17 protein-coding genes are annotated in these 19400 nt (G+C 68.9%); 8 read left to right on the top strand and 9 right to left on the bottom strand.

Going from position 1 to position 19400, the window contains the following annotated elements; translation table 11 throughout:
- Positions 1-21: 21 nt before the first annotated feature.
- Positions 22-879: a LysR family transcriptional regulator gene (locus BM43_RS09635; protein WP_025100622.1), complete on the bottom strand. Its 858-nt coding sequence runs from the start codon at positions 877-879 to the stop codon at positions 22-24.
- Between the two features lie 117 nt (positions 880-996).
- Here BM43_RS09635 and BM43_RS09630 point away from each other — a divergent pair, with 117 nt between their 5' ends.
- Together BM43_RS09630 and BM43_RS09625 are read left to right on the top strand one after the other, a co-directional pair.
- Positions 997-1380 carry a tautomerase family protein gene (locus BM43_RS09630; RefSeq protein ID WP_013690911.1) on the top strand — a complete coding sequence of 128 codons (384 nt, stop codon included), beginning with the start codon at positions 997-999 and terminating at the stop codon, positions 1378-1380.
- Between the two features lie 120 nt (positions 1381-1500).
- Positions 1501-3165: a CHAD domain-containing protein gene (locus tag BM43_RS09625; RefSeq protein WP_036057179.1), complete on the top strand. Its 1665-nt coding sequence runs from the start codon at positions 1501-1503 to the stop codon at positions 3163-3165.
- Between the two features lie 100 nt (positions 3166-3265).
- Here the strand turns inward: BM43_RS09625 and BM43_RS09620 are convergent, their stop codons facing one another.
- Positions 3266-3964 carry a phosphatase PAP2 family protein gene (locus BM43_RS09620; RefSeq protein WP_036055724.1) on the bottom strand — a complete coding sequence of 233 codons (699 nt, stop codon included), beginning with the start codon at positions 3962-3964 and terminating at the stop codon, positions 3266-3268.
- 202 nt (positions 3965-4166) lie between these two features.
- On the opposite strand from BM43_RS09620, the gene BM43_RS09615 reads away from it, so the two are divergent.
- Both BM43_RS09615 and BM43_RS09610 read left to right on the top strand, forming a co-directional pair.
- Positions 4167-5252, top strand: coding sequence for an extracellular catalytic domain type 1 short-chain-length polyhydroxyalkanoate depolymerase (locus BM43_RS09615; protein ID WP_036055725.1), 1086 nt, complete (start codon positions 4167-4169; stop codon positions 5250-5252).
- A gap of 97 nt (positions 5253-5349) precedes the next feature.
- A complete protein-coding gene (locus BM43_RS09610) occupies positions 5350-5526 on the top strand; it encodes a DUF3563 family protein (RefSeq protein WP_080562447.1) in 177 nt (58 codons plus the stop codon).
- Between the two features lie 167 nt (positions 5527-5693).
- Here BM43_RS09610 and BM43_RS09605 read toward each other — a convergent pair whose 3' ends face one another.
- The 5 genes from BM43_RS09605 to BM43_RS09585 form a co-directional block, all read right to left on the bottom strand.
- Positions 5694-6113, bottom strand: a complete 420-nt coding sequence (locus BM43_RS09605; protein WP_036036958.1) for an organic hydroperoxide resistance protein — start codon at positions 6111-6113, stop codon at positions 5694-5696.
- Between the two features lie 160 nt (positions 6114-6273).
- Positions 6274-6735, bottom strand: a complete 462-nt coding sequence (locus BM43_RS09600) for a MarR family winged helix-turn-helix transcriptional regulator (protein ID WP_036055727.1) — start codon at positions 6733-6735, stop codon at positions 6274-6276.
- 107 nt (positions 6736-6842) lie between these two features.
- Entirely contained in the window at positions 6843-7649 is an 807-nt protein-coding gene (locus tag BM43_RS09595) for a BPSS1780 family membrane protein (RefSeq protein WP_036055728.1), read from the bottom strand.
- Positions 7640-8638 carry a homoserine kinase gene (locus BM43_RS09590; RefSeq protein ID WP_036055729.1) on the bottom strand — a complete coding sequence of 333 codons (999 nt, stop codon included), beginning with the start codon at positions 8636-8638 and terminating at the stop codon, positions 7640-7642. The genes BM43_RS09595 and BM43_RS09590 overlap by 10 nt, the downstream gene beginning before the upstream one ends.
- 104 nt (positions 8639-8742) lie before the next feature.
- Positions 8743-9141: a hypothetical protein gene (locus BM43_RS09585; protein WP_013690902.1), complete on the bottom strand. Its 399-nt coding sequence runs from the start codon at positions 9139-9141 to the stop codon at positions 8743-8745.
- 156 nt (positions 9142-9297) lie between these two features.
- On the opposite strand from BM43_RS09585, the gene BM43_RS09580 reads away from it, so the two are divergent.
- A complete protein-coding gene (locus tag BM43_RS09580; RefSeq protein WP_036055730.1) occupies positions 9298-10824 on the top strand; it encodes an AMP nucleosidase in 1527 nt (508 codons plus the stop codon).
- A gap of 232 nt (positions 10825-11056) precedes the next feature.
- Here the strand turns inward: BM43_RS09580 and BM43_RS09575 are convergent, their stop codons facing one another.
- Positions 11057-11296, bottom strand: a complete 240-nt coding sequence (locus BM43_RS09575; RefSeq protein WP_036055731.1) for a membrane protein — start codon at positions 11294-11296, stop codon at positions 11057-11059.
- Between the two features lie 556 nt (positions 11297-11852).
- On the opposite strand from BM43_RS09575, the gene BM43_RS09570 reads away from it, so the two are divergent.
- Positions 11853-14003, top strand: coding sequence for an FUSC family protein (locus BM43_RS09570; protein WP_036055733.1), 2151 nt, complete (start codon positions 11853-11855; stop codon positions 14001-14003).
- Positions 14004-14142: 139 nt separating this feature from the next.
- Here the strand turns inward: BM43_RS09570 and BM43_RS09565 are convergent, their stop codons facing one another.
- The gene (locus tag BM43_RS09565) at positions 14143-14910 is read right to left on the bottom strand and encodes an LOG family protein (RefSeq protein WP_036055734.1); all 768 of its coding nucleotides are present in this window, start codon (positions 14908-14910) and stop codon (positions 14143-14145) included.
- A gap of 1 nt (position 14911) precedes the next feature.
- Between BM43_RS09565 and polA the strand changes: the two genes are divergently transcribed.
- The gene (gene polA / locus BM43_RS09560) at positions 14912-17671 is read left to right on the top strand and encodes a DNA polymerase I (RefSeq protein ID WP_036055735.1); all 2760 of its coding nucleotides are present in this window, start codon (positions 14912-14914) and stop codon (positions 17669-17671) included.
- Positions 17672-17908: 237 nt separating this feature from the next.
- Complete coding sequence (locus tag BM43_RS09555; RefSeq protein ID WP_036055736.1) at positions 17909-19246, top strand: NAD(P)/FAD-dependent oxidoreductase; 1338 nt, start codon at positions 17909-17911, stop codon at positions 19244-19246.
- Positions 19247-19400: the final 154 nt, after the last annotated feature.

Below are 19400 nucleotides of genomic sequence, written 5' to 3'. Positions count from 1 at the left end.
AAAGGCGCAAAAGGAGAGAGTTTATGCCGAAGCGGCCAGGCTGGCGGTGAAACGCCGCAGCGTGTCGGCCGAGCGCGGCTCGCGCACGCGCGAGTAGAGCACCACCTGCGAGATGGGCAGCGCCGGCAGGCCGAAGCGCGCGCCGACCTCCACCAGCCCGCGCGGCGCCACCCGGCGCGCCAGCGGGCAGACCGCCAGGCCCGCGGCGGCGGCGGCGGCCACGGCCGCCACGCCGCCGCCCGTGAAGCGCTCGCGCCAGGCGATGCCGGCCCGCTCGAGCGCGCGTAGCGCGGCGGCGCGCACGCCGCAGGGGCCGGCCAGTACCGACAGCGGCAGCGGTTCGCCGGCGCGCGGCGCCCAGTCGGGCGCGGCCAGCCAGCTCAAGGCCTCGCTGAACAGCGGCACGGCATCCTCGCGCGGCGGGTCCTCGCCGGGCTCGTGGCGCACCACGGCCGCGTCGAAGCGGCGTTCGTCGTAGTCGGCCAGCAGCCGGGCCGAGGAGCCCAGGTGCATCTCCAGCGACAGCGAGGGATCGTGCCGGTGCAGGCTGGTCAGCAGCGCGGGCAGGTCCGGCACCGCCACGTGCTCGCTGACGCCGATCGACAGTCGGCGCGGCTCGGCGGCCACCGTGCCGAGCGCGCGCTGATGCGCGTCGAGCAGTTCGCGCGCGGCCGGCAGGAAGGCCTCGCCGTCGACGGCGAGCCGCACCACGCGCGGCGTTCGCTCCAGCAGGGCGCGGCCCAGATGCGCCTCGAGCCGCTTGATCTTGAGGCTGACGGCCGATTGCGTGGTGTCGAGCGCGTCGGCGGCGCGCGTGAAGCTGGCCAGCTCGGCGACCAGCACGAAGGCGCGGACGGCATCGAGATCGAGTGGTTTCATTTCGAATGAAAATGAATGATATATCCGGTGATGTCTGTTGATTATAGATGGGCCTGCCTATGCTGGGAGACATTGATGGGAAACACCCGTTTCCCCTTCAACCGCCAGGAGCCCGTCATGCCCTTCACCCGTATCGCCGTTCGCGAAGGCCGTTCCGTCGAGGATCGCCGCGCCTTGTCCGCCGGCGTCCATCGCGCCCTGCAGCGCGCCTTCAATGTGCCCGAGGACGACATCTTCATGCTGGTCACGCAACACGCCGCCGAGGACTTCATCTTCGGGCGCCACTACCTCGGCATCGAGCGCAGCGACGACCTGGTGATGCTGCAGATCACCGTCAGCGATACGCGCACGCGCGAGCAGAAACGCGAGCTGTATCGGCTGATCGTCGAGGAACTGGGGGCCTCGCCGGGCGTGCGTCCCGAGGACGTGCTGATCAGCCTGGTCGAGGTCAAGCTCGACGACTGGTCGTTCGGGATGGGCCTCGCGCAGTACGCGAACTGAGCGCCGGCGGCGCGTCGGGCGCCGCGTTCCCGGCCAGGCCGTGCCGTGTACCATGCTCGTCATCGACAGCCGTCGACGGCGCGCATGGGCGCGACGGGCAGGCTGGCGAGCGGAGGCCTCATGACGCGTGTGCTGGAAATCGTGCTTGCCCTGCCCTTGCCGTCGGGCGGGGTGACCACCGGGCGCCGCCGCGGTACCGCGCGCGCGGTGCGCGACTTCGGCGCGGAACTGGTTCGTGCCTGGCGGATCTGCCCGCCGGTGCGGATGAAGCGCGGGCACGAAAGCATCGCGATTACCCCGCTGGCGCTGGCCGAGGCGCTGCCTCATGCATCGCGCTGGCGTGCCTGGCGCGAGACGGGGCAGGCCGGCGAGCGGTGGGTGGCGGTGCAGTCGACGCCGTTCGCGCCGGGCGTCGCGATACGCGAGACGCTGCCCGACCAGACGCAGGATGCCGAGGCGGCCGCCGACGACGGCTCGCTGGCCGCCGAGCTGCGGCGCGTCTTGCGCGAGGGGAGCGTGCCTGCCCATGCGATGGGGGCCGGCGCGGATCATGCGGAATCCGAAGCAAGCGAGCGGCCGACGCAAACGCCGGCCGCCGATGCGTTCGGCTTCGATTGCGAGCGCCGGCGCGGCCGCTGGCAGCGCGAGGATCGCGTGCCGGTCGACCTCACGCTCGACGACCTGGGCTGGCGCGGCGAACAGGGCGCCGGCCGCGCCTGCGAGCTGCGGCTGGCGGTGGACTATGTCGACGACGATGCCGGCCGGGAACTGGCCCTGCGATCGCTGTTCGATGCGGCGCGCGAACTGAGCGGCGCCTGGCCTGCCTTCCTGAAGCCGGCTTCGCTGCTCGACCTGGCCTGCGCCGGCGTGCCGCCCGATGCCGAGCGCGGCCCGGTGCGCGCCGATCCCGTCGACCTGGCCGGCATGCGCCGGCAGCGCGAGGCCCTGTTCGCGTTCGGCGCGAACGTGGTCGCGCAATGGTTAGGCAACGACGCCGGCGTGCGCGACAGCAGCGATCCGGAATATGTTCACCAGATGCGCATCGCGCTGCGCCGGCTGCGCACGCTGATGCGCTTGTTCCGCGATTACGCCGACGAGGCCTATCGCGAGGCCTTCGCGGCCGATCTCTCCTGGTTCGGCGCACAGCTCGGCGTGGTGCGCGACTGGGATGTCTGCGTCAGCGAGACGCTGCCGCGCCTGGCCGAGGCCGATACCGACGTCGCCGGCGCGCCCGCCTGGGCCGCCACGCTCGAGGCGGCGGCACGCCAGCGCGAGGTGGCGCGCGGCGAGCTGCGGCAGGCCTTGGGTTCCTCGCGTTATGCGCGGCTGGTGCTGGGCTGGGTCGAATGGTTGTGCCTGCTGTCGCTGCGCGGCGAGCAGGTCGCCACGCGGCGCCAGCGCCGCGCGCTAAGGCGCCATGCCGCCCGGCGCGTCGACAAGCTGTTCGCACGCGTCTACGGCGCGCCGGACCTGGCCACGCTCGATGCCGCCGCGCGCCACCGCGTGCGGATCGACGCGAAACGGCTGCGCTACGCGCTCGAATTCTTCGCCTCGATCGCTTCGCAGGACACGCGCCGCAAGCTGATCAAGCGGGTCTCGGAGGTGCAGGGCACGCTGGGCGACGCCAACGATGTCGAGGTCGCGTTGCGTCACCTGGAGCGCCTCGCCGCGCCGCCCGAGCAACTCGGCTTCGCGCGCGGCTACGGCGCGGCCGCGCAGCATTACGCGACGATCGCGGCCGAGGCGCAACTGCGCAAGCTGTGGCGCCCCAAGCTGCGCGGCTAGCGCGTGGAGGCGAACGTCGGCACTGGGCGCTGAGTGAGGCGACGCCGCCGTGCGCGAGTCGCTGTCACGGAGCCGATTGCAGCGGGATCGCGAGGATGGCTCAGATGCTGCGGAAGGCGGGTGGTCGGGAGGAGGAAGAGGCCGCGCCGGGGCGCGAGGCTGGCCGATAGTTCGGGTTGGCCTTCCAGCGGGCGCGCACATAGGGACGCTCGTGGCCCGATACCTTCAGCGCGACCTCGGTGACCCAGCGCTGCGAAGGCACCGGGATGCCGTGCAGGGTGATGGTGACGATCGCGAGGCTGGCCACCACGGCCGGCACCGACCAGCGATGCGGCTCGGCGCGCCAGGCGATCAGCACGAAGGACAGCGCGGCCAGCGCGCCGACCACGCAGCCGGTGATCGATTCGGAAGGCGAATGCGCCGAGAGCACCACGCGCGAGAACGAGACCGCCACCCCCAGCGCCAGGCCGGCCGCCACGCCGGCCGCGCGCAAGGCAGGATGGGCGCGCGTCATCGCGATCATCATCGCGACCGGGTAGACCGAGCTCGACAGCATCGAATGGCCGCTGAAGCCGGTGAAATCCCAGGCGCGGATGCCGATGCCCCAGCCGAGGAAGGCGATCTTGGTCAGCCCGACCGCGGCCACCGCGACGCCGAGCACGGCCAGCCAGGTCAGCGCGAGACGCGCCGAGTAGCCGAGCGCGAGCCAGATCGCGAGCGTGGCGGCGAGGGGGAGCGTGATGCCGGCACTACCGAAGTAGGTGATCCAGTTCCACAGTTGAAGCGGCAGGTCGTACATCGAGAAACGGCGGCGAGATGAAGTGGAAAGAGGCGGAACGCGAGCCGTGAGGCGGACGGCGACTGCCCAGTATAACGGGGTCCATCCCGGCGCTACACGATCCGGCCCCCGGTCAAGCGGCTGAAACAATGTTATTGTGCAATGCACAAATTCAACGTGGTGGCGCCGCTGTTGGCGCCCCGATTCGACTGCGAGCCGATCGATGACCAAAAGTCTGACGAAACTCTGGCTGGGCGGTATGAAAAAAATGCTGCGCACGCCCGCGCCGCGATCGCCCGCCGGCGTCGCGAGCGCCCCCCGTTCCACGCCCCGCGGCGCCGATGCACGCGCGCCGGTGCCGCCGCGCGAATCGCGCGTTCGGCCACGCGCGGCCGCCTGGGCCGGCGGCGAATGGAGCCGCGGCGAGCATCCGCTGCCCTTCGTGATCGGCCGCTTGGTCCGGCACCTCGGCTACGCGCTGTATGTGCCGCGCGATCTCCCGGAAGGCGCGCCGCTGGTGGTGATGCTGCACGGCTGCACCCAGGATGCCGACCAGTTCGCGCAAGGCACCCGCATGAACCTGCTGGCCGATCGGCACGGATTCGCGGTGCTGTACCCGGAGCAGTCGACGCAGGCGCATTCGCATGGCTGCTGGCACTGGTACGACGACACCGAGCGGGGCGGCCGCGGCGAGGCGCGTGCCGTGGTCGACCTGGTCGACAGCCTGGTCGAGGAGCGACATTTCGACGCGTCTCGCGTCTTCGTCGCCGGCTTGTCGGCGGGGGCCGGGCTGGCGACGCTGCTGGCGCTGCATTTCCCGGCGCATGTCGCGGCGATCGCCCTGCATTCGGGGCCGGCCTTCGGCGATGCGCGCTCGAGCATCGCGGCGATGGACGTGATGCGGCGCGGCCTGCATCGCGATCCGGTCGCGATCGCCGACGAATACGCCGAACCCGGCAGCTATCCCGGCATGCCGGTGCTGATCGTCCATGGCGACGAGGATCCGGTGGTATCGCCCGTCAACGCCGAGCACCTCGCGCTGGAATTCCTGCGGCTCAACGACATGGTCGAGGCGGGCGGGGCACGGCGCGGCGTCACGCGGACCGAGACGGACATGGGCGACGCGAGCCTGGTCGATTACCGTCGCGACGGCACGACGATGCTGCGCGTCTGCCATGTCGGCAAGCTCGGCCACGCCTGGGCCGGCGGCGACGAAACGGTGCCGTTCCACGCGGCGGTCGGACCGGATGCGAGCACGATGATCTGGGGCTTTTTCGCGGAGCATTGTCGCCAGGGTGCGACAAGGTGACCAGGTATTTTTGAAACGCTTGGCGGGACTAAGGGTTTTCCCTATAATTCGGGTTAATACTTAAGCAATAACCCTGAATTTGGAGAGCCCTATCATGATGTACATGCTGAGCCGCCTGTTCCTGTTCCTGACCAAGTCTTCCGAACAGATCGCCAAGGAACGCGCCGATGCGTATCTGGCCGATGCCACCGATCTCTACGATCTCGAATTCCGCATCCGCAAGCTCGACCAGGAAGCCGCACATCGCGCGCCGGCCTGGATGGCCGCACGTTGATCGCCGGCTCCGGCTTCGAACCGGGCGATGCGTTCCTGATCTTCCCGCCGTTGCGCGAGTCTCGCGCAGACAAAAAAGCGTGACAACCAGCCTGGTTGCCACGCTTTTTTCATATCCGCCGCGCCGTGCCCGGCTTGGCCGGGCACGGGCCTGAGCGGGCACCTGCCTCAGGCGATCACGAGCCGCACCGGCACGTTGTTGCGCGTCGCGTTCGAATACGGGCACACCTCGTGTGCCTTGTCGACCAGTGCCTTGGCCGCTTCGGGCGCCAGGCCCGGCAGCGAGACGCGCAACTCGACGTCCAGCGCAAACCCCCCCTTGTCGTTCGGGCCGATGCCCACTTGCCCCGTCACCGTCGTATCGGCCGGCAGCGCCTGCTTGGTCTGGCCGGCCACGAACTTCATCGCGCTCAGGAAACAGGCCGAATAGCCGGCGGCGAACAGTTGCTCCGGATTGGTGCCTTCCGCGCCCGTGCCGCCCAGCTCGCGCGGCGCGGCCAGCTTCACGTCCAGCTTGTTGTCTTCCGAAACCGCGCGGCCGTCGCGGCCGCCCGTGCTGGTGGCGCTCGTCTTGTACAGAATGTTCATGCTCGACTCCTGTTCATCTCGGTGAGAAGGGAAACCGGCCCGGACTTGCCGTATCGCGTCCGCCAGCCATGGATGGAAATATATCGAACAAAAGATTAGTGTGCAAATGAATTTTCGATGAAGCCGGCGACGACCGGCGATAGCGTGCCGGCGACTCCCTTTATTCCTCGTTGTGCTCCTTCAGCGCCTCGCGCAGTTGGCGGAGGTTTTCGCGCAATTGCCCGAGGAATTCGGGCGTTTGCTGCATGGCGCAATAGAGGTCGACCGGTACCGAGCGGGCGGCCTTGCGCAGCGCGGTGCCCTCGGCGGTGAGGCGGGCATGCACCACCCGCTCGTCGGCGGTGCCGCGCACCCGTTCGAGATAGCCGAGCGACTCGAGCCGCTTGAGCAGCGGCGTGACCGTGGCCGAATCGAGGTTGAGACGCGCGGCGATGTCCTTGACGGCGAGATCGTCGGTTTCCCACAGCACCAGCATCGTCAGGTATTGCGGATAGGTCAGCGAGAGCCGCTCCAGCAAGGGCTTGTAGGCCTTTGTCATGGCCAGCGAGGTGGAGTAGAGCGCGAAGCAGAGCTGCTCGTCGAGCGTGGCGGGAAGCGTGGGGAGGGCGGGGAGGTCGGTCATGATCGGCGGCCCGTTGATCGGGCACAAGAAATTCGCACACTAAGGATTGTGCGCCGATCGCGCCCGGCTGGCGAGCGGCGGCGCATCATGGCCACCGCCCGCCGAGTTCAGCGCTGGGGCGGGACGGCCGTGCTGCCCGGCTCCTGCACGCCGAAGCAGCCGCGATAGGTGGCGTAGAACGAGCAGTAGAGCGCCGCGGTGATCACCACCGAGACCGGCATCATGATCGTCATGGCGTAGACGCCGACGCCGAGCGCCTGCAGCAGGGCGGCCAGGCTGAACGAGGCGCCGGTGGCGACCGCGAACCACAGCAGGCCGTACAGCGTGAAGGCCCAGCGGTTGCGCCAGCAGCTCACCACGCTGAAGAACAGCGCCTTGACGGGCGGGATCTCGTGCCAGGCGGTGAGCACCGGCGCGAACCAGAACATCATCGCGACCGGCACGTAGAGCGTGGCGCAGATCAGCAGGGCGACCAGGGTGCCCATCGACAGGATCAGGTTCGGATCGGGCTTGTCGTCGCCCAGGCCGAACATCAGGCGCAGCAGCATGCCGCCGTCGCCGAAGGCCGAGCAGGCGAACACCAGCGCGATCGAGACGATGTAGATGCCGCCCAGCGTGAACAGGCGCTGCGTGGTCAGGCTGCCGTAGGCGCGGAAGCCGTCGATCAGGATCGTCGGCAGCACCGGCTTGCCGGCCACCGCGTCGCGGCAGGCCGCCATGAAGCCGACCGAGATGCCGGGGATGAACAGCAAGGGCAGCGCCGGGCCGATCACCGGCACCAGCGAGACGATCATCATCGCCAGCAGGTAGGTGAAGAACAGCGTGATGAAGGCCAGCGGATTGCGGCGGAACAGCCAGATGCCCTGGCGGAACCAGACGTAACCGGTCTTGGCGGGGACTTCGATCAGTTGCATGGGTCGTGTCGCTCGGGGAGCGCCCGCGCATGGGCGATGCGTTCGCGCAGGATCCGCTCGAAATGGCCGGGATCGTGCGGCTTCAGCATCTCGGCGGCGCGGGGCAGGTGGAAATCATACAGGCGCGACACCCAGAACCGGTACGCGCCGGCGCGCAGCATGTCGGGCCAGCGGCGGCGTTCGTCGTCGGTGAACGGGCGCACGGTCTGGTAGGCGCGCAGCAGCGCGTCGGCGCGCCGCGTGTCGAGCACGCCGGTGGCCAGCTCGGTGCACCAGTCGTTGACGGTGACGGCGACGTCGAACAGCCACTTGTCGCAGCCCGCGAAGTAGAAATCGAAGAAGCCGCCCAGGCGCACCGTATGGCCGGTATCGGGCGCCGCGTGCGCGAACAGCACGTTGTCGCGGAACAGGTCGCAGTGGCAGGGGCCCTCGGGCAGCGCGGCGTAGTCGTCCGAGGCGAAGAAGGCGGCCTGGTGCGCGAGTTCGCCCTCGAGCAGCGTGCGCTGCGCATCGTCGACGAAGGGGACGATGGCGGGCACGTTGTCCTGCCACCAGGGCAGGCTGCGCAGGTTCGGCTGGCGGTTCGCGTAGTCGCGGCCGGCCAGGTGCATGCGCGCCAGCATCTGGCCGACCTCGACGCAGTGTTCGACCTCGGGCGCGAGCTGGGCCGAGCCTTCCAGCTTGGTGACGATCGAGGCCGGCTTGCCGTGCAGCTCGCCGAACAGCGTGCCGTCGGCGCGTACCACCGGGTCCGGCACCGGCACGCCGTGCCCGGCGAGATGGCGCATCAGTTCCAGGTAGAACGGCAGTTGCGCGGCCGTCAGCTTCTCGAAGATGGTCAGGACGTAGTCGCCGCGCGTGGTGGTCAGGAAGAAATTGCTGTTCTCGATGCCGGACGGGATGCCGCGAAACGCGACGACTTCGCCGAGATCGTAGTGGCGCATCCAGTGCGCGAGATCGGAATCGGAGACTGCGGTGAAAACTGCCATGCGGGGATGCGTCGAAACGGGTTGGCAGGCCGGCGAGCGGGCCGGCGGCTGCGGAGGGGGCGGGCGGGGCCGCCCCGCCAGGCCGGCGATGCCGGCGGGATGGATCAATAGTGCAGGTTGATCGAGGGCACGCGCGTGACCGGCACGTTGCCCTGGTGGGGACGCGGCGAGATGTCGGGCGTCGAGCTCATCTGGTAGCGCGTGCCGAAGTTGGAACGCACGTCGATCTCGACCGGCTTGCCGCGATCGCGGTACTCGGTGACCTCGGTGCCGCTCACGCTCTTCTCGTGGAAGCTCGGCGTGCGCGTGATGTCGTCGAATTCGACCTTCGAGCTGACTTCGGCGCCGGGGCGGTTGATCTTGGTGAGATCGGGCAGGCCGGCGGCTTCGTCCTGCGCGGCCCGGGCTCGTGCTTCGTCGCTCGGCTGCTGGCCGTCGGCAAATGCGGGCCCTGTGAGGGCGACGGCCGTCGCGAGCGCTGCGGCGAAAATGAGCGGCTTCATGAGGTTCTCCGGATTAACCGCACGATTCTAGCAAAACCGGCCGGGCGCCGAGCTTGCCGTCGCGCCGCTGTGGCGGCGCCGCGTCGGCGCGCGAAGGGCACCGACGCGCGCTCGCTTGCGAGATAATGTCGAACGCAACCGAAGAGGCAATCGACAATGAACAAGGATACGCATCGCCAGCATCTTCCGCTCTCGCCCGAGAGCCCCCCTGTCGAAGCCTTCGACGACCCGGCCGCCGCCTTCGAGCGGCTGTCCTCGATCTACGAGACCAATACCGCCTTCCTGCGCGAGGCGTTCGCCCGCTACCGCCGCAGCGAGCCGCTCGGCGGCCACGTGCGCGCCTGCTACCCGTTCGTGCGGGTGCGCACCGAGGTCAACACCAATATCGACTCGCGCCGCTCCTACGGTTTCGTGGCCGGCCCCGGCGTGTTCGAGACCAGCGTCACGCGCCCGGACCTGTTCGCCAGCTACTACCGCGAGCAGTTGCGCCTGCTGGTGAAGAACCACAGCGCGAAGATCGAGGTCGGCGTGTCCGACCAGCCCATTCCGATCCATTTCGCGTTCTCGGAAGGCATCCACCTGGAGGGCGATCTCGACCGCGACCGCCTGCTGGCGATGCGCGACGTGTTCGACGTGCCCAACCTGGCCAATCTCGACGACCGCATCGTCAACGGCACCTACGAGCCGGCGCCGGACGAGCCGCATCCGCTCGCGCTGTTCACCGGCGCGCGCGTCGATTTCTCGCTGCACCGGCTGCGCCACTACACGGCCACGCTGCCGACGCACTTCCAGAACTACGTGCTGTACACGAACTACCAGTTCTATATCGACGAATTCGTGAAACTGGGCCGCACCATGATGTCGGCCAGCGACGATCCGGAGGTGCGCGAGTACCGCAGCCAGTACACCTCCTTCGTCGAGCCCGGCGACGTGGTGACCTACAACGCCAACCTCGGCAGCCAGCCGATGGAGGGCTCGCCACCGCCGCGGCTGCCGCAGATGCCGGCCTACCACTTGAAGCGCGCCGACGGCAGCGGCATCACGATGGTCAATATCGGCGTGGGCCCCTCGAACGCGAAGACCATCACCGACCATATCGCCGTGCTGCGCCCGCATGCCTGGGTGATGCTCGGCCACTGCGCGGGGCTGCGCAACACGCAGCGGCTCGGCGACTACGTGCTGGCGCACGGCTACGTGCGCGAGGATCACGTGCTCGACGACGACCTGCCGCTGTGGGTGCCGATCCCGGCGCTCGCCGAGGTGCAGGTGGCGCTCGAGCGCGCGGTGGCGCAAGTCACCCGACTCGACGGCAGCGAGCTCAAGCGCGTGATGCGCACCGGCACGGTGGCCAGCGTCGACAACCGCAACTGGGAGCTGCGCGACCATCGCGAGCCGGTGCAGCGGCTCTCGCAGAGCCGCGCCATCGCGCTCGACATGGAGAGCGCGACCATCGCGGCGAACGGCTTCCGGTTCCGGGTGCCTTACGGCACCTTGCTGTGCGTATCGGACAAGCCGTTGCACGGCGAGCTGAAGCTGCCGGGCATGGCCGACCAGTTCTACCGCGCGCAGGTCGACCAGCATCTGCAGATCGGCGTGCGCGCCATGGAGATCCTGCGCACCAACGGGCTGGCCAAGCTGCACAGCCGCAAGCTGCGCAGCTTCGCCGAGGTGGCGTTCCAGTAAGCAGGGAAGGCAGCGCTCGCGCATCGATTCCGTCGCGATCGATCGGCTTATGTGCTTTTTTGTCGATCGACGGCGAATCGCGTGGCGGGATCCAGTACAGTTCGCGCGGCCTGATCACGCTTCGTGCGCTTCGCGTGCCGCCCGGATGACGAAACAGGCCGCGCCGACTTCTCGTCGGCGCGGCCTGTTTTTCACCCGCTGATCGGCCTGTCGGTCGATCAGCGTCGCGTGCTTATCGGCACTCGTTGTGCCCCCAGTGTCCCGGCGGGCAGTGCGGGCGGTCATGGCGATGATGCTCCATCCATTCCTGGCGCTGCCAGTAGCGATGGCCATCCCAGTAACGGTCGCCATGCCATCCCTCCACTACCCGCGGGCCGCCGACCTGGACGTTGACGACTTGTGCGTTGGCGGCGCCGCCCGACAGGGCGATACCGAAGGCGGCCAGCAGCGTGGCGATCAGGGTGCGTTTCATGGTCTTCTCCTCGAAAGGTGGATCGGGGATGTCCGCCGCGTCTGGATGGCGGGGGCGGCCGGCTGGCGCGCTTGCCCGGTGCCGCGGCGGTCACGGCATGGCTTCAGTCTGGCGATCGGGCAGATTAATTAGCGTGTGGATTTGTAACCTTGGATTCGCCGGGCGGGGTGCCGCCGGCTCGGCCGACGCGGGCCGGCGATCCGGCCCGAACTTTGCCGCGAGTCGGCGCGGGCGGGTGCCTCGATATGGATTGGCCTCTGGTCTGCTGAAACGGCTGGTTACGAATCGCGGCGAGTGTTGCAGGGGGCGAACCATGAAATCGCCGCGCGGCTCCGATACGCTGGCGCAGCGTTGCCGGCGCCTGCCGCGCGTTGCCCCGGCTGTCTGCGCGGGCGGCGATTTCCCGGTTCGCGCGTCCATCCGGCCCGATGATTTCTGAAACCAAGGGTTTTCCCTTATCATCGATTCCGGGTCGGTAGCCGTTGTTTCAGTAGTCAGTCGTCGCCGGATTCGCTAGCGGCCCCGGTTTTTCACTTGCTTCAAGATCGAATTCGCAATGCTTCGCCATCTACACCATCGCGTCCGGCACCTGGTCGTCGCGCGCCTGAGAAGTCTCAACGTGCTCGCGGGCGCCTGGTCGCGTCGCCGGCCGTTGTGGATGGTGTCCTTCGCCGTCAACGACGCGAGCCTGTCCGAAGGGCTGCGCGCCGCCTGCGCCTCGACGGCGATGCTGGTGATCGGTAACCTCCTGCACGAGCCCGATTTCGCCTGGGCGGCGATCGGCGCGTTCTGGACCTGCTTGGCCGATGCGGCCGGCTCCAACCGCACGCGCTTCGCCTCGATGGCGAGCTTCGCGGTGCTCTCGACCATCTGCGGCGGCGTGACCGCCTTCGCCTCCGGCGTCGGCACCCTGGCCGCGCTGGCGGCGGTGCTGGTGTTCACCTCGCTGGGCGCGCTCGGGCGGATCTGGGGCGCGGCCACCGCGCAGGTCTCGATCCTGGCTGCTACCGCCTGCGTGGTGATGGCCGACCGGCCGATGCACGACTGGCGCGCGGGCCTGGCCTTCCTCGGCGTCTATTTCGGCGGTTGCGTGTTCGCGATCGTGCTGAGCCTGACGGTCTGGCGCATCCACCCGTTCGCGCAGAGCCGCGGCGCGGTGCGCGGCATCTATGTGCGGCTGGCCGACATCGCGCTGGACGCCTCCCGCCTGCTGGCCGACCCGGCCCCGGGCCAGCGCGCCTGGGAGTTGCATGCCAGCAAGTACCGCTCGGACGCGCGCGCCGCGCTGGAGGCCGCGCGCCGCACGCTGGCGCGCATGCCGGTGGCCAGGACCGACCGCCGCGAATCCTATGCGAACCTGCTGATCGCGCTGGCCGAGGGCGAGCGCTGGTTCGCGCACCTGATCGCGGTGGCGGGCGTCTGCCAGCGCGGCCGGCAGACCTTGCGCGATCCGGCGCGCGCCGCGCGCGTGCTGGCCGGCATCGCCGAGCTGCTGCATCGCACCGGCGACGCGATCGACGCGGCGCCCTGGGAGCGGCCCGACATGCTGCAGCGGCGCCTGCGCCGCTTCGCGCGCGGGCTCGACGCCGCGCTCGGCGAATCGATGACGATGGCCCTGCAACTGGAGCCCGATCCCGCCGACGTGGCACCCACGCCGCGCCGCCAACTGACCTGGACGCGCAGCCTGCGCGGCGTGCTGGCGAGGTCCTGGGCGAGCTTGCGCGCCAACCTGTCGTGGCAGTCGATCGGCCTGCGCCACGCCGCGCGGGTGGGCGTGGCGACCACGCTCGGCTTCCTGGTGGTGCGCCTGCTCGGCGTGCCCTTCGGCTACTGGACCACCATGGCGACCCTGCTGATCCTGCAGCCCTCGATCGCCGGCACCTGGCCGCGCAGCGTCGAGCGGGCGGCCGGCAGCATCATCGGCGGCCTGCTGGCCGCCGCGATCGGGCTGACGGTGCATTCGCCGATCGGCATCTCGCTGGTGGTGTTTCCGCTGGTCTGCGCGACCATGGCGCTGCGGCCGGTCAGCTACAGCCTGTTCGTGCTGTTCCTCACGCCGACCTTCGTGCTGGTGGCCGACTTCGCCACCCCGGCCGCCAACGAGCTCGGTTATGCGCTGACGCGACTCGGCAACAACGTGCTCGGCTGCGCGATCGCGCTGGCCGCGACCTTCCTGCTGTGGCCGACCCGCGAGCAGATCGATATCCGTGGCCAGCTCGCCGCGGCGATCGCGGCCAACCTGCGCTACCTGGTCGATGCGATCGAGGCGCCGGGGCGCGCCAATCGCGAGGCCGAGCGCCTGCGCCGCGAGGCGGGGCTGGCCAGCAACAACGCCGAGGAAGCCTTCAACCGGATCCGCCTCGAACGGCTCGACGATTCGCGCTTCGATACGGCCGCCTCCACCGTGCTGGGGCTGCTGCGCCGGATGGCCGGCACCGCCGCGCATCTGCGCGCGAGCGTGCATGGGCCGCGCATGGAGATCGACCTGGTGGAATGGGTGGCCACGGCGAGCGAGGATATCGACGCGATGCTGTCCTCGGGACGCGTGCCGCCGCGTCGCGCCTTGCCGCCGCGCGAGAAGCTCGCGCAACTGGAGATGGATGCGGTGGGGCAGATCGCCTTGCTGCAGCGCTTGATCGGCGACCTGCAGCACGACGACGGGCCGCTCGCGCGGCGCAGCGTGATGGCGGCGCGACGTGCTGGCTGAGGCCTGAAGGGCGGATACGGCTCGGGACGAGGTGCCCGGTCGCGCGAGGAAGGCAAGCACTGCGAAGCATGAGCGTCCAAGGAAAAGGGCGACGTCGATTCGACGTCGCCCTTTTCGTTTTCAACACCGGCCCGGCTGCCTACAGATAGAACATCCGGTCGTCGTCGTGGCGGTCGTCTTGCGCGCGCTGCGGCTCCTCGGGCGTGCCGCCTTCCTCGCCGGTGTCCTCGTAGAACGCGAGCACCGCCTCGAGCACCTGGTCCGGATCGTCGATCACCTGCATCAGGTTCATGTCGTCCGGATTGATCAGGCCCATCGGGATCAACTGGTCGCGGAACCACTGCAGCAGGCCCTGCCAGAAGCTGGTGCCGACCAGGATGATCGGCACCAGGCGCGATTTCTTGGTCTGGATCAGGGTCAGCACTTCGGACAGTTCGTCGAGCGTGCCGAAGCCGCCCGGCATCACCACCACCGCGTCGGAATTCTTCACGAAGGTGACCTTGCGCGTGAAGAAATGGCGGAAGCGCAGCGAGATGTCCTGGTAGTTGTTGCCCGATTGCTCGTGCGGCAGCTCGATGTTCAGGCCCACCGACGGCGCCTTGCCGGCATGCGCGCCCTTGTTGGCCGCTTCCATGATGCCGGGGCCGCCGCCGGAGATCACCGCGAAGCCCGCGTCGGACAGCTTGCGGGCGATTTCCACGGTGAGCTGGTAGTGCGGGGAATCGGCTTTCAGGCGCGCCGAACCGTAGATGCTGACGGCCGGGCGGATCTCGGACAGGTACTCGGTGGCCTCGATAAACTCTGCCATAATCGTGAACATCTGCCACGAAGCGCGGGCTTTCTTTGCTGTCGCGCGTTCTTGATCTGCGAGCGAACGCAAGCTCGGAATCACTTTTCTCTTATTCATAATGCCTGAAGAACGGAACCTGGAAGGTAAGACCCTGCTGTTGGTTGATGGTTCGAGCTATCTCTATCGGGCTTACCATGCGATGCCTGACTTGCGCGGGCCGGGCGGGGAACCGACTGGCGCGCTCTACGGGATCATCAACATGCTGCGCCGCATGCGCAAGGAAGTCACAGCAGAGTATAGCGCGTGCGTGTTCGATGCAAAGGGCAAAACCTTTCGCGACGATCTGTTCGCCGACTACAAGGCGAACCGCCCCTCGATGCCCACCGATCTCGCCTTGCAGATCGAGCCGATCCACCAGGCGGTGCGCGCGCTCGGCTGGCCGCTGCTGATGATCGAGGGCGTCGAGGCCGACGACGTGATCGGCACGCTCGCGCATGCCGCCGAGGCGCGCGGCATGAAGGTGGTGATCTCGACCGGCGACAAGGATCTCGCCCAGCTGGTGACGGAGCGGGTCACGCTGGTCAACACCATGAGCAACGAACTGCTCGACCGCGACGGCGTGATCGCCAAGTTCGGCGTGCCGCCCGAGCGCATTGTCGACTATCTCTCGCTGATCGGCGACACCGTCGACAACGTGCCCGGCGTCGAGAAGTGCGGACCGAAGACGGCCGTCAAGTGGCTCACGCAATACGAGACGCTCGACGGCGTCGTCGAGCATGCGGCCGAGATCAAGGGCGTGGTCGGCGACAACCTGCGCCGCGCGCTCGACTTCCTGCCGCTCGCGCGCAAGCTGGTGACAGTCGAGACGGCCTGCGAGCTGAAGCCGCAGGTGGAATCGATCGAGGCCTCGCTGGCCACGCTCGGCGAATCGCGCGAGGCGCTGCTGCCGATCTTCGAGAACTACGGCTTCAAGACCTGGCGGCGCGAGCTCGAGGCCGCGCCGGCCGACGCGCCCGGCGATGTGCCGGCGGGCGAAGCGGCGGCCGAGCCGGTGCCGGCGGCCGCCGCCATCGAGCGCAACTACGAGACCGTGCAGACCTGGCCGCAGTTCGACGCCTGGCTGGCGAAGATCGAGGCGGCCGAGCTGACCTCCTTCGACACCGAAACCACCTCGCTCGATCCGATGGTTGCGCAGATCGTCGGCATCTCGCTGTCGACCGAGCCCGGCAGCGCGGCCTACATCCCGGTCGCGCATCGCGGCCCCGACGCGCCCGAGCAACTGCCGCGCGACGAGGTGCTGGCGAAGCTGAAGCCCTGGCTGGAGAGTGCCGAGCGCAGGAAGGTCGGCCAGCATCTCAAGTACGATGCGCAGGTGCTCGCCAACTACGAGATCGCGCTGAACGGCATCGAGCACGACACGCTGCTCGAATCCTACGTGCTCGAATCGCATCGCACGCACGACATGGACAGCCTCGCGCTGCGTCACCTGGGCGTGAAGACCATCAAGTACGAGGAAGTGGCGGGCAAGGGCGCGCAGCAGATCGGCTTCGACGAGGTGCCGCTGGAGACCGCCGCGGCCTATGCCGCCGAGGATGCCGACATCACGCTGCAGCTGCATCTGGCGATGTATCCGCAGGTCGCGCGCGAGCCGGGCCTCAAGCGCGTCTATGCCGAGATCGAGATGCCGGTGTCGCTGGTGCTGCGCAGGATGGAGCGCACCGGCGTGCTGATCGACAGCGCGCGTCTCGACAAGCAGAGCCACGAGATCGCGGTGCGCCTGATCGAGCTCGAGCGCGAAGCCTACGAGCTGGCCGGCGGCGAGTTCAACCTCGGCTCGCCCAAGCAGATCGGCCAGATCTTCTTCGAGAAGCTGCAACTGCCGGTGGTCAAGAAGACGCCGAGCGGCGCGCCCTCGACCGACGAGGAGGTGCTGCAGAAGCTCGCCGAGGACTACCCGCTGCCCAAGCTGCTGCTGGAGCACCGCGGCCTGTCGAAGCTGAAGTCCACCTATACCGACAAGCTGCCGCGCATGATCAATGCGCGGACCGGCCGGGTCCACACCAACTATGCGCAGGCGGTGGCCGTCACCGGGCGCCTGGCCTCGAACGATCCGAACCTGCAGAACATCCCCGTGCGCACCGCCGAGGGCCGGCGCATCCGCGAGGCCTTCATCGCCTCGCCGGGCTGCCGGATCGTGTCGGCCGACTATTCGCAGATCGAGCTGCGCATCATGGCGCATATCTCGGAGGACGAATCGCTGCTGCGTGCCTTCTCGCAGGGCGAGGATATCCACCGCGCGACCGCGGCCGAGGTGTTCGGCGTGACCCCGCTGGAGGTCAGCAACGACCAGCGGCGCATCGCCAAGGTGATCAACTTCGGCCTGATCTACGGCATGAGCGCCTTCGGGCTGGCCTCGAACCTCGGCATCACGCGCGATGCGGCCAAGCTCTATATCGACCGCTACTTCGCCCGCTACCCGGGCGTGGCCAACTACATGGAAACCACGCGCGCGGTGGCCAAGGACAAGGGCTATGTCGAGACCGTGTTCGGGCGTCGCCTGTGGCTGCCCGAGATCAACGGCGGCAACGGCCCGCGCCGCCAGGCGGCCGAGCGCGCGGCGATCAACGCGCCGATGCAGGGCACCGCGGCCGACCTGATCAAGCTGTCGATGATCGCCGTGGACGGCTGGCTCGAACGCGACAAGCTGCGTTCGCGCATGATCATGCAGGTGCACGATGAACTGGTGCTGGAGGTGCCCGAGGACGAACTCGCCCTGGTTCGCGAGAAGCTGCCCGAGATGATGAGCGGGGTCGCCAAGCTGAAGGTGCCGCTGGTCGCCGAGGTCGGCGCCGGCGACAACTGGGAGGAGGCGCACTGAGCGCCACCGGAATCGGGGCGGGGCGGCCGGGCGGTCGCCTCGTCCCGGCCGACGATGGCGCTTCGCGCGTCGCGCCGGCCTGAGGAAGCACGCGCCGACATGCCGGCGCGATCGACAAATGGGCATGCCGCCGCGGTTCGACCGGCCGCGGCGCGTTCGACGCGGTTGCGCATCTCGTTCACGGGCGCGCGACCCTCTGCACTCCTGAAGGCCAGGATCACGCATTGGGGGATTCGAATGCATCGTTTCATCATCGTAGGCGGCGGCGCCGGCGGGCTCGAACTCGCGACCCGGCTCGGCGATCGCTACGGCGCGCGCGGCAAGCGCGAGGCCCGGGCACTCGTCACGCTGGTCGATCGTTATCCGACCCACATCTGGAAACCGCTGCTGCATGAAGTGGCTGCCGGCAGCATGGACCCGTTCACCCAGGAGCTCGAATACGCCGCGCAGGCGCGCTGGCACGGTTTCGAGTTCCAGCAGGGCGAACTGAGCTCGGTCGATCGCGGCGCGAAGCGCATCGTGGTGTCGTCCGTGCTCGACAGCGACGGCCTGGAGCTGATGCCGCAGCGCGTGCTCGAGTACGACACGCTGGTGATCGCGATCGGCAGCACCACGCATTTCTTCGGCGTCGAGGGCGCGCAGCGCAACGCGATCGCGCTCGATACGGTCGGCGAGGCGGAGCGTTTCCGCAAGCGGTTGATCGCGGCCTGCATCCGCGCCGAACATCGCACGCCCGAGGCGGCCGCGCAGGCCGCGACGCCCGGCGAGCCGCCGATCCAGATCGCGATCGTCGGCGCAGGCGCGACCGGCGTCGAACTATCGGCCGAGTTGCGCAATACCGCGCAGGTGCTGTCGGCTTATGGCCTGCACAAGCTCGATCCGAAGCACGACGTCGGCATCGTGCTGATCGAATCGGGCGAGCGCATCCTGCCGGCGCTGCCCGAGCGCGTCTCGACGGCCACCGCCGAATTGCTGGAGAAGCTCGGCGTGCGGCTGATGATGGGCGAGCGCGTGACCGAGGTCGCGCCGGGCATGGTGCACACCGCGAGCGGCGCCGCGGTGCGCGCGGACCTGACGGTCTGGGCCGCCGGCATCAAGGCGCCGGCCGTGCTCGCGCAACTGGACGGGCTGGAGGTGAACCGGCTCGGCCAGCTCGTGGTGCGTCCCACGCTGCAAACCACGCTCGACGACGACGTGTTCGCGCTCGGCGATTGCGCGGCCTGTGCCTGGGCCGGTACCGATCGCAACGTGCCGCCGCGCGCGCAGGCCGCGCATCAGCAGGCCAGCTTCCTGTTGCGCGCGCTGGCCTGCCGGCTCGAGGGCCGGCCGCTGCCGGCCTTCGGCTATCGCGACTTCGGCTCGCTGGTCTCGCTCGGCCACTTCAGCGCGGTCGGCAACCTGATGGGCGGCCTGATCGGCGGCAACATGCTGATCGAAGGGCTGTTCGCGCGCTTCATGTACATGTCGCTGTATCGCCTGCATATCGCCGCGCTGCACGGTTATCCGCGCATGGTGCTCGACACTTTCGCGCACTGGCTGCGGCGCTCGACCCTGCCGCGGGTCAAGCTGCATTGAGGCGGAGCGGGGCAGTGCGCGAGGCCCAGCGGGCGGGATGAAGCCCGGTGCGATGCTGGCAGCAGGCTGGCGCCGGGCTGACAGGACGCTGCCCGATCGTGCCCCGGGCGCGCGAAACAGTTGACGGCGGTATGTAAGATTCGGCATCGTGTGC

This window comes from Burkholderia gladioli (genome assembly GCF_000959725.1).
Lineage (GTDB): Bacteria > Pseudomonadota > Gammaproteobacteria > Burkholderiales > Burkholderiaceae > Burkholderia > Burkholderia gladioli.
The sequence above is the reverse complement of the archived record's forward strand: the minus strand, read 5'-3'. Positions and strand labels throughout refer to the sequence as shown.

Bases quoted from the DNA above. Each gene is read 5' to 3' on its own strand.
- BM43_RS09635 (WP_025100622.1), bottom strand. From the start codon at position 879: ATGAAACCACTCGATCTCGATGCCGTCCGCGCCTTCGTGCTGGTCGCC.
- BM43_RS09630 (WP_013690911.1), top strand. From the start codon at position 997: ATGCCCTTCACCCGTATCGCCGTTCGCGAAGGCCGTTCCGTCGAGGAT.
- BM43_RS09625 (WP_036057179.1), top strand. From the start codon at position 1,501: ATGACGCGTGTGCTGGAAATCGTGCTTGCCCTGCCCTTGCCGTCGGGC.
- BM43_RS09620 (WP_036055724.1), bottom strand. From the start codon at position 3,964: ATGTACGACCTGCCGCTTCAACTGTGGAACTGGATCACCTACTTCGGT.
- BM43_RS09615 (WP_036055725.1), top strand. From the start codon at position 4,167: ATGACCAAAAGTCTGACGAAACTCTGGCTGGGCGGTATGAAAAAAATG.
- BM43_RS09610 (WP_080562447.1), top strand. From the start codon at position 5,350: ATGTACATGCTGAGCCGCCTGTTCCTGTTCCTGACCAAGTCTTCCGAA.
- BM43_RS09605 (WP_036036958.1), bottom strand. From the start codon at position 6,113: ATGAACATTCTGTACAAGACGAGCGCCACCAGCACGGGCGGCCGCGAC.
- BM43_RS09600 (WP_036055727.1), bottom strand. From the start codon at position 6,735: ATGACCGACCTCCCCGCCCTCCCCACGCTTCCCGCCACGCTCGACGAG.
- BM43_RS09595 (WP_036055728.1), bottom strand. From the start codon at position 7,649: ATGCAACTGATCGAAGTCCCCGCCAAGACCGGTTACGTCTGGTTCCGC.
- BM43_RS09590 (WP_036055729.1), bottom strand. From the start codon at position 8,638: ATGGCAGTTTTCACCGCAGTCTCCGATTCCGATCTCGCGCACTGGATG.
- BM43_RS09585 (WP_013690902.1), bottom strand. From the start codon at position 9,141: ATGAAGCCGCTCATTTTCGCCGCAGCGCTCGCGACGGCCGTCGCCCTC.
- BM43_RS09580 (WP_036055730.1), top strand. From the start codon at position 9,298: ATGAACAAGGATACGCATCGCCAGCATCTTCCGCTCTCGCCCGAGAGC.
- BM43_RS09575 (WP_036055731.1), bottom strand. From the start codon at position 11,296: ATGAAACGCACCCTGATCGCCACGCTGCTGGCCGCCTTCGGTATCGCC.
- BM43_RS09570 (WP_036055733.1), top strand. From the start codon at position 11,853: ATGCTTCGCCATCTACACCATCGCGTCCGGCACCTGGTCGTCGCGCGC.
- BM43_RS09565 (WP_036055734.1), bottom strand. From the start codon at position 14,910: ATGAATAAGAGAAAAGTGATTCCGAGCTTGCGTTCGCTCGCAGATCAA.
- polA (WP_036055735.1), top strand. From the start codon at position 14,912: ATGCCTGAAGAACGGAACCTGGAAGGTAAGACCCTGCTGTTGGTTGAT.
- BM43_RS09555 (WP_036055736.1), top strand. From the start codon at position 17,909: ATGCATCGTTTCATCATCGTAGGCGGCGGCGCCGGCGGGCTCGAACTC.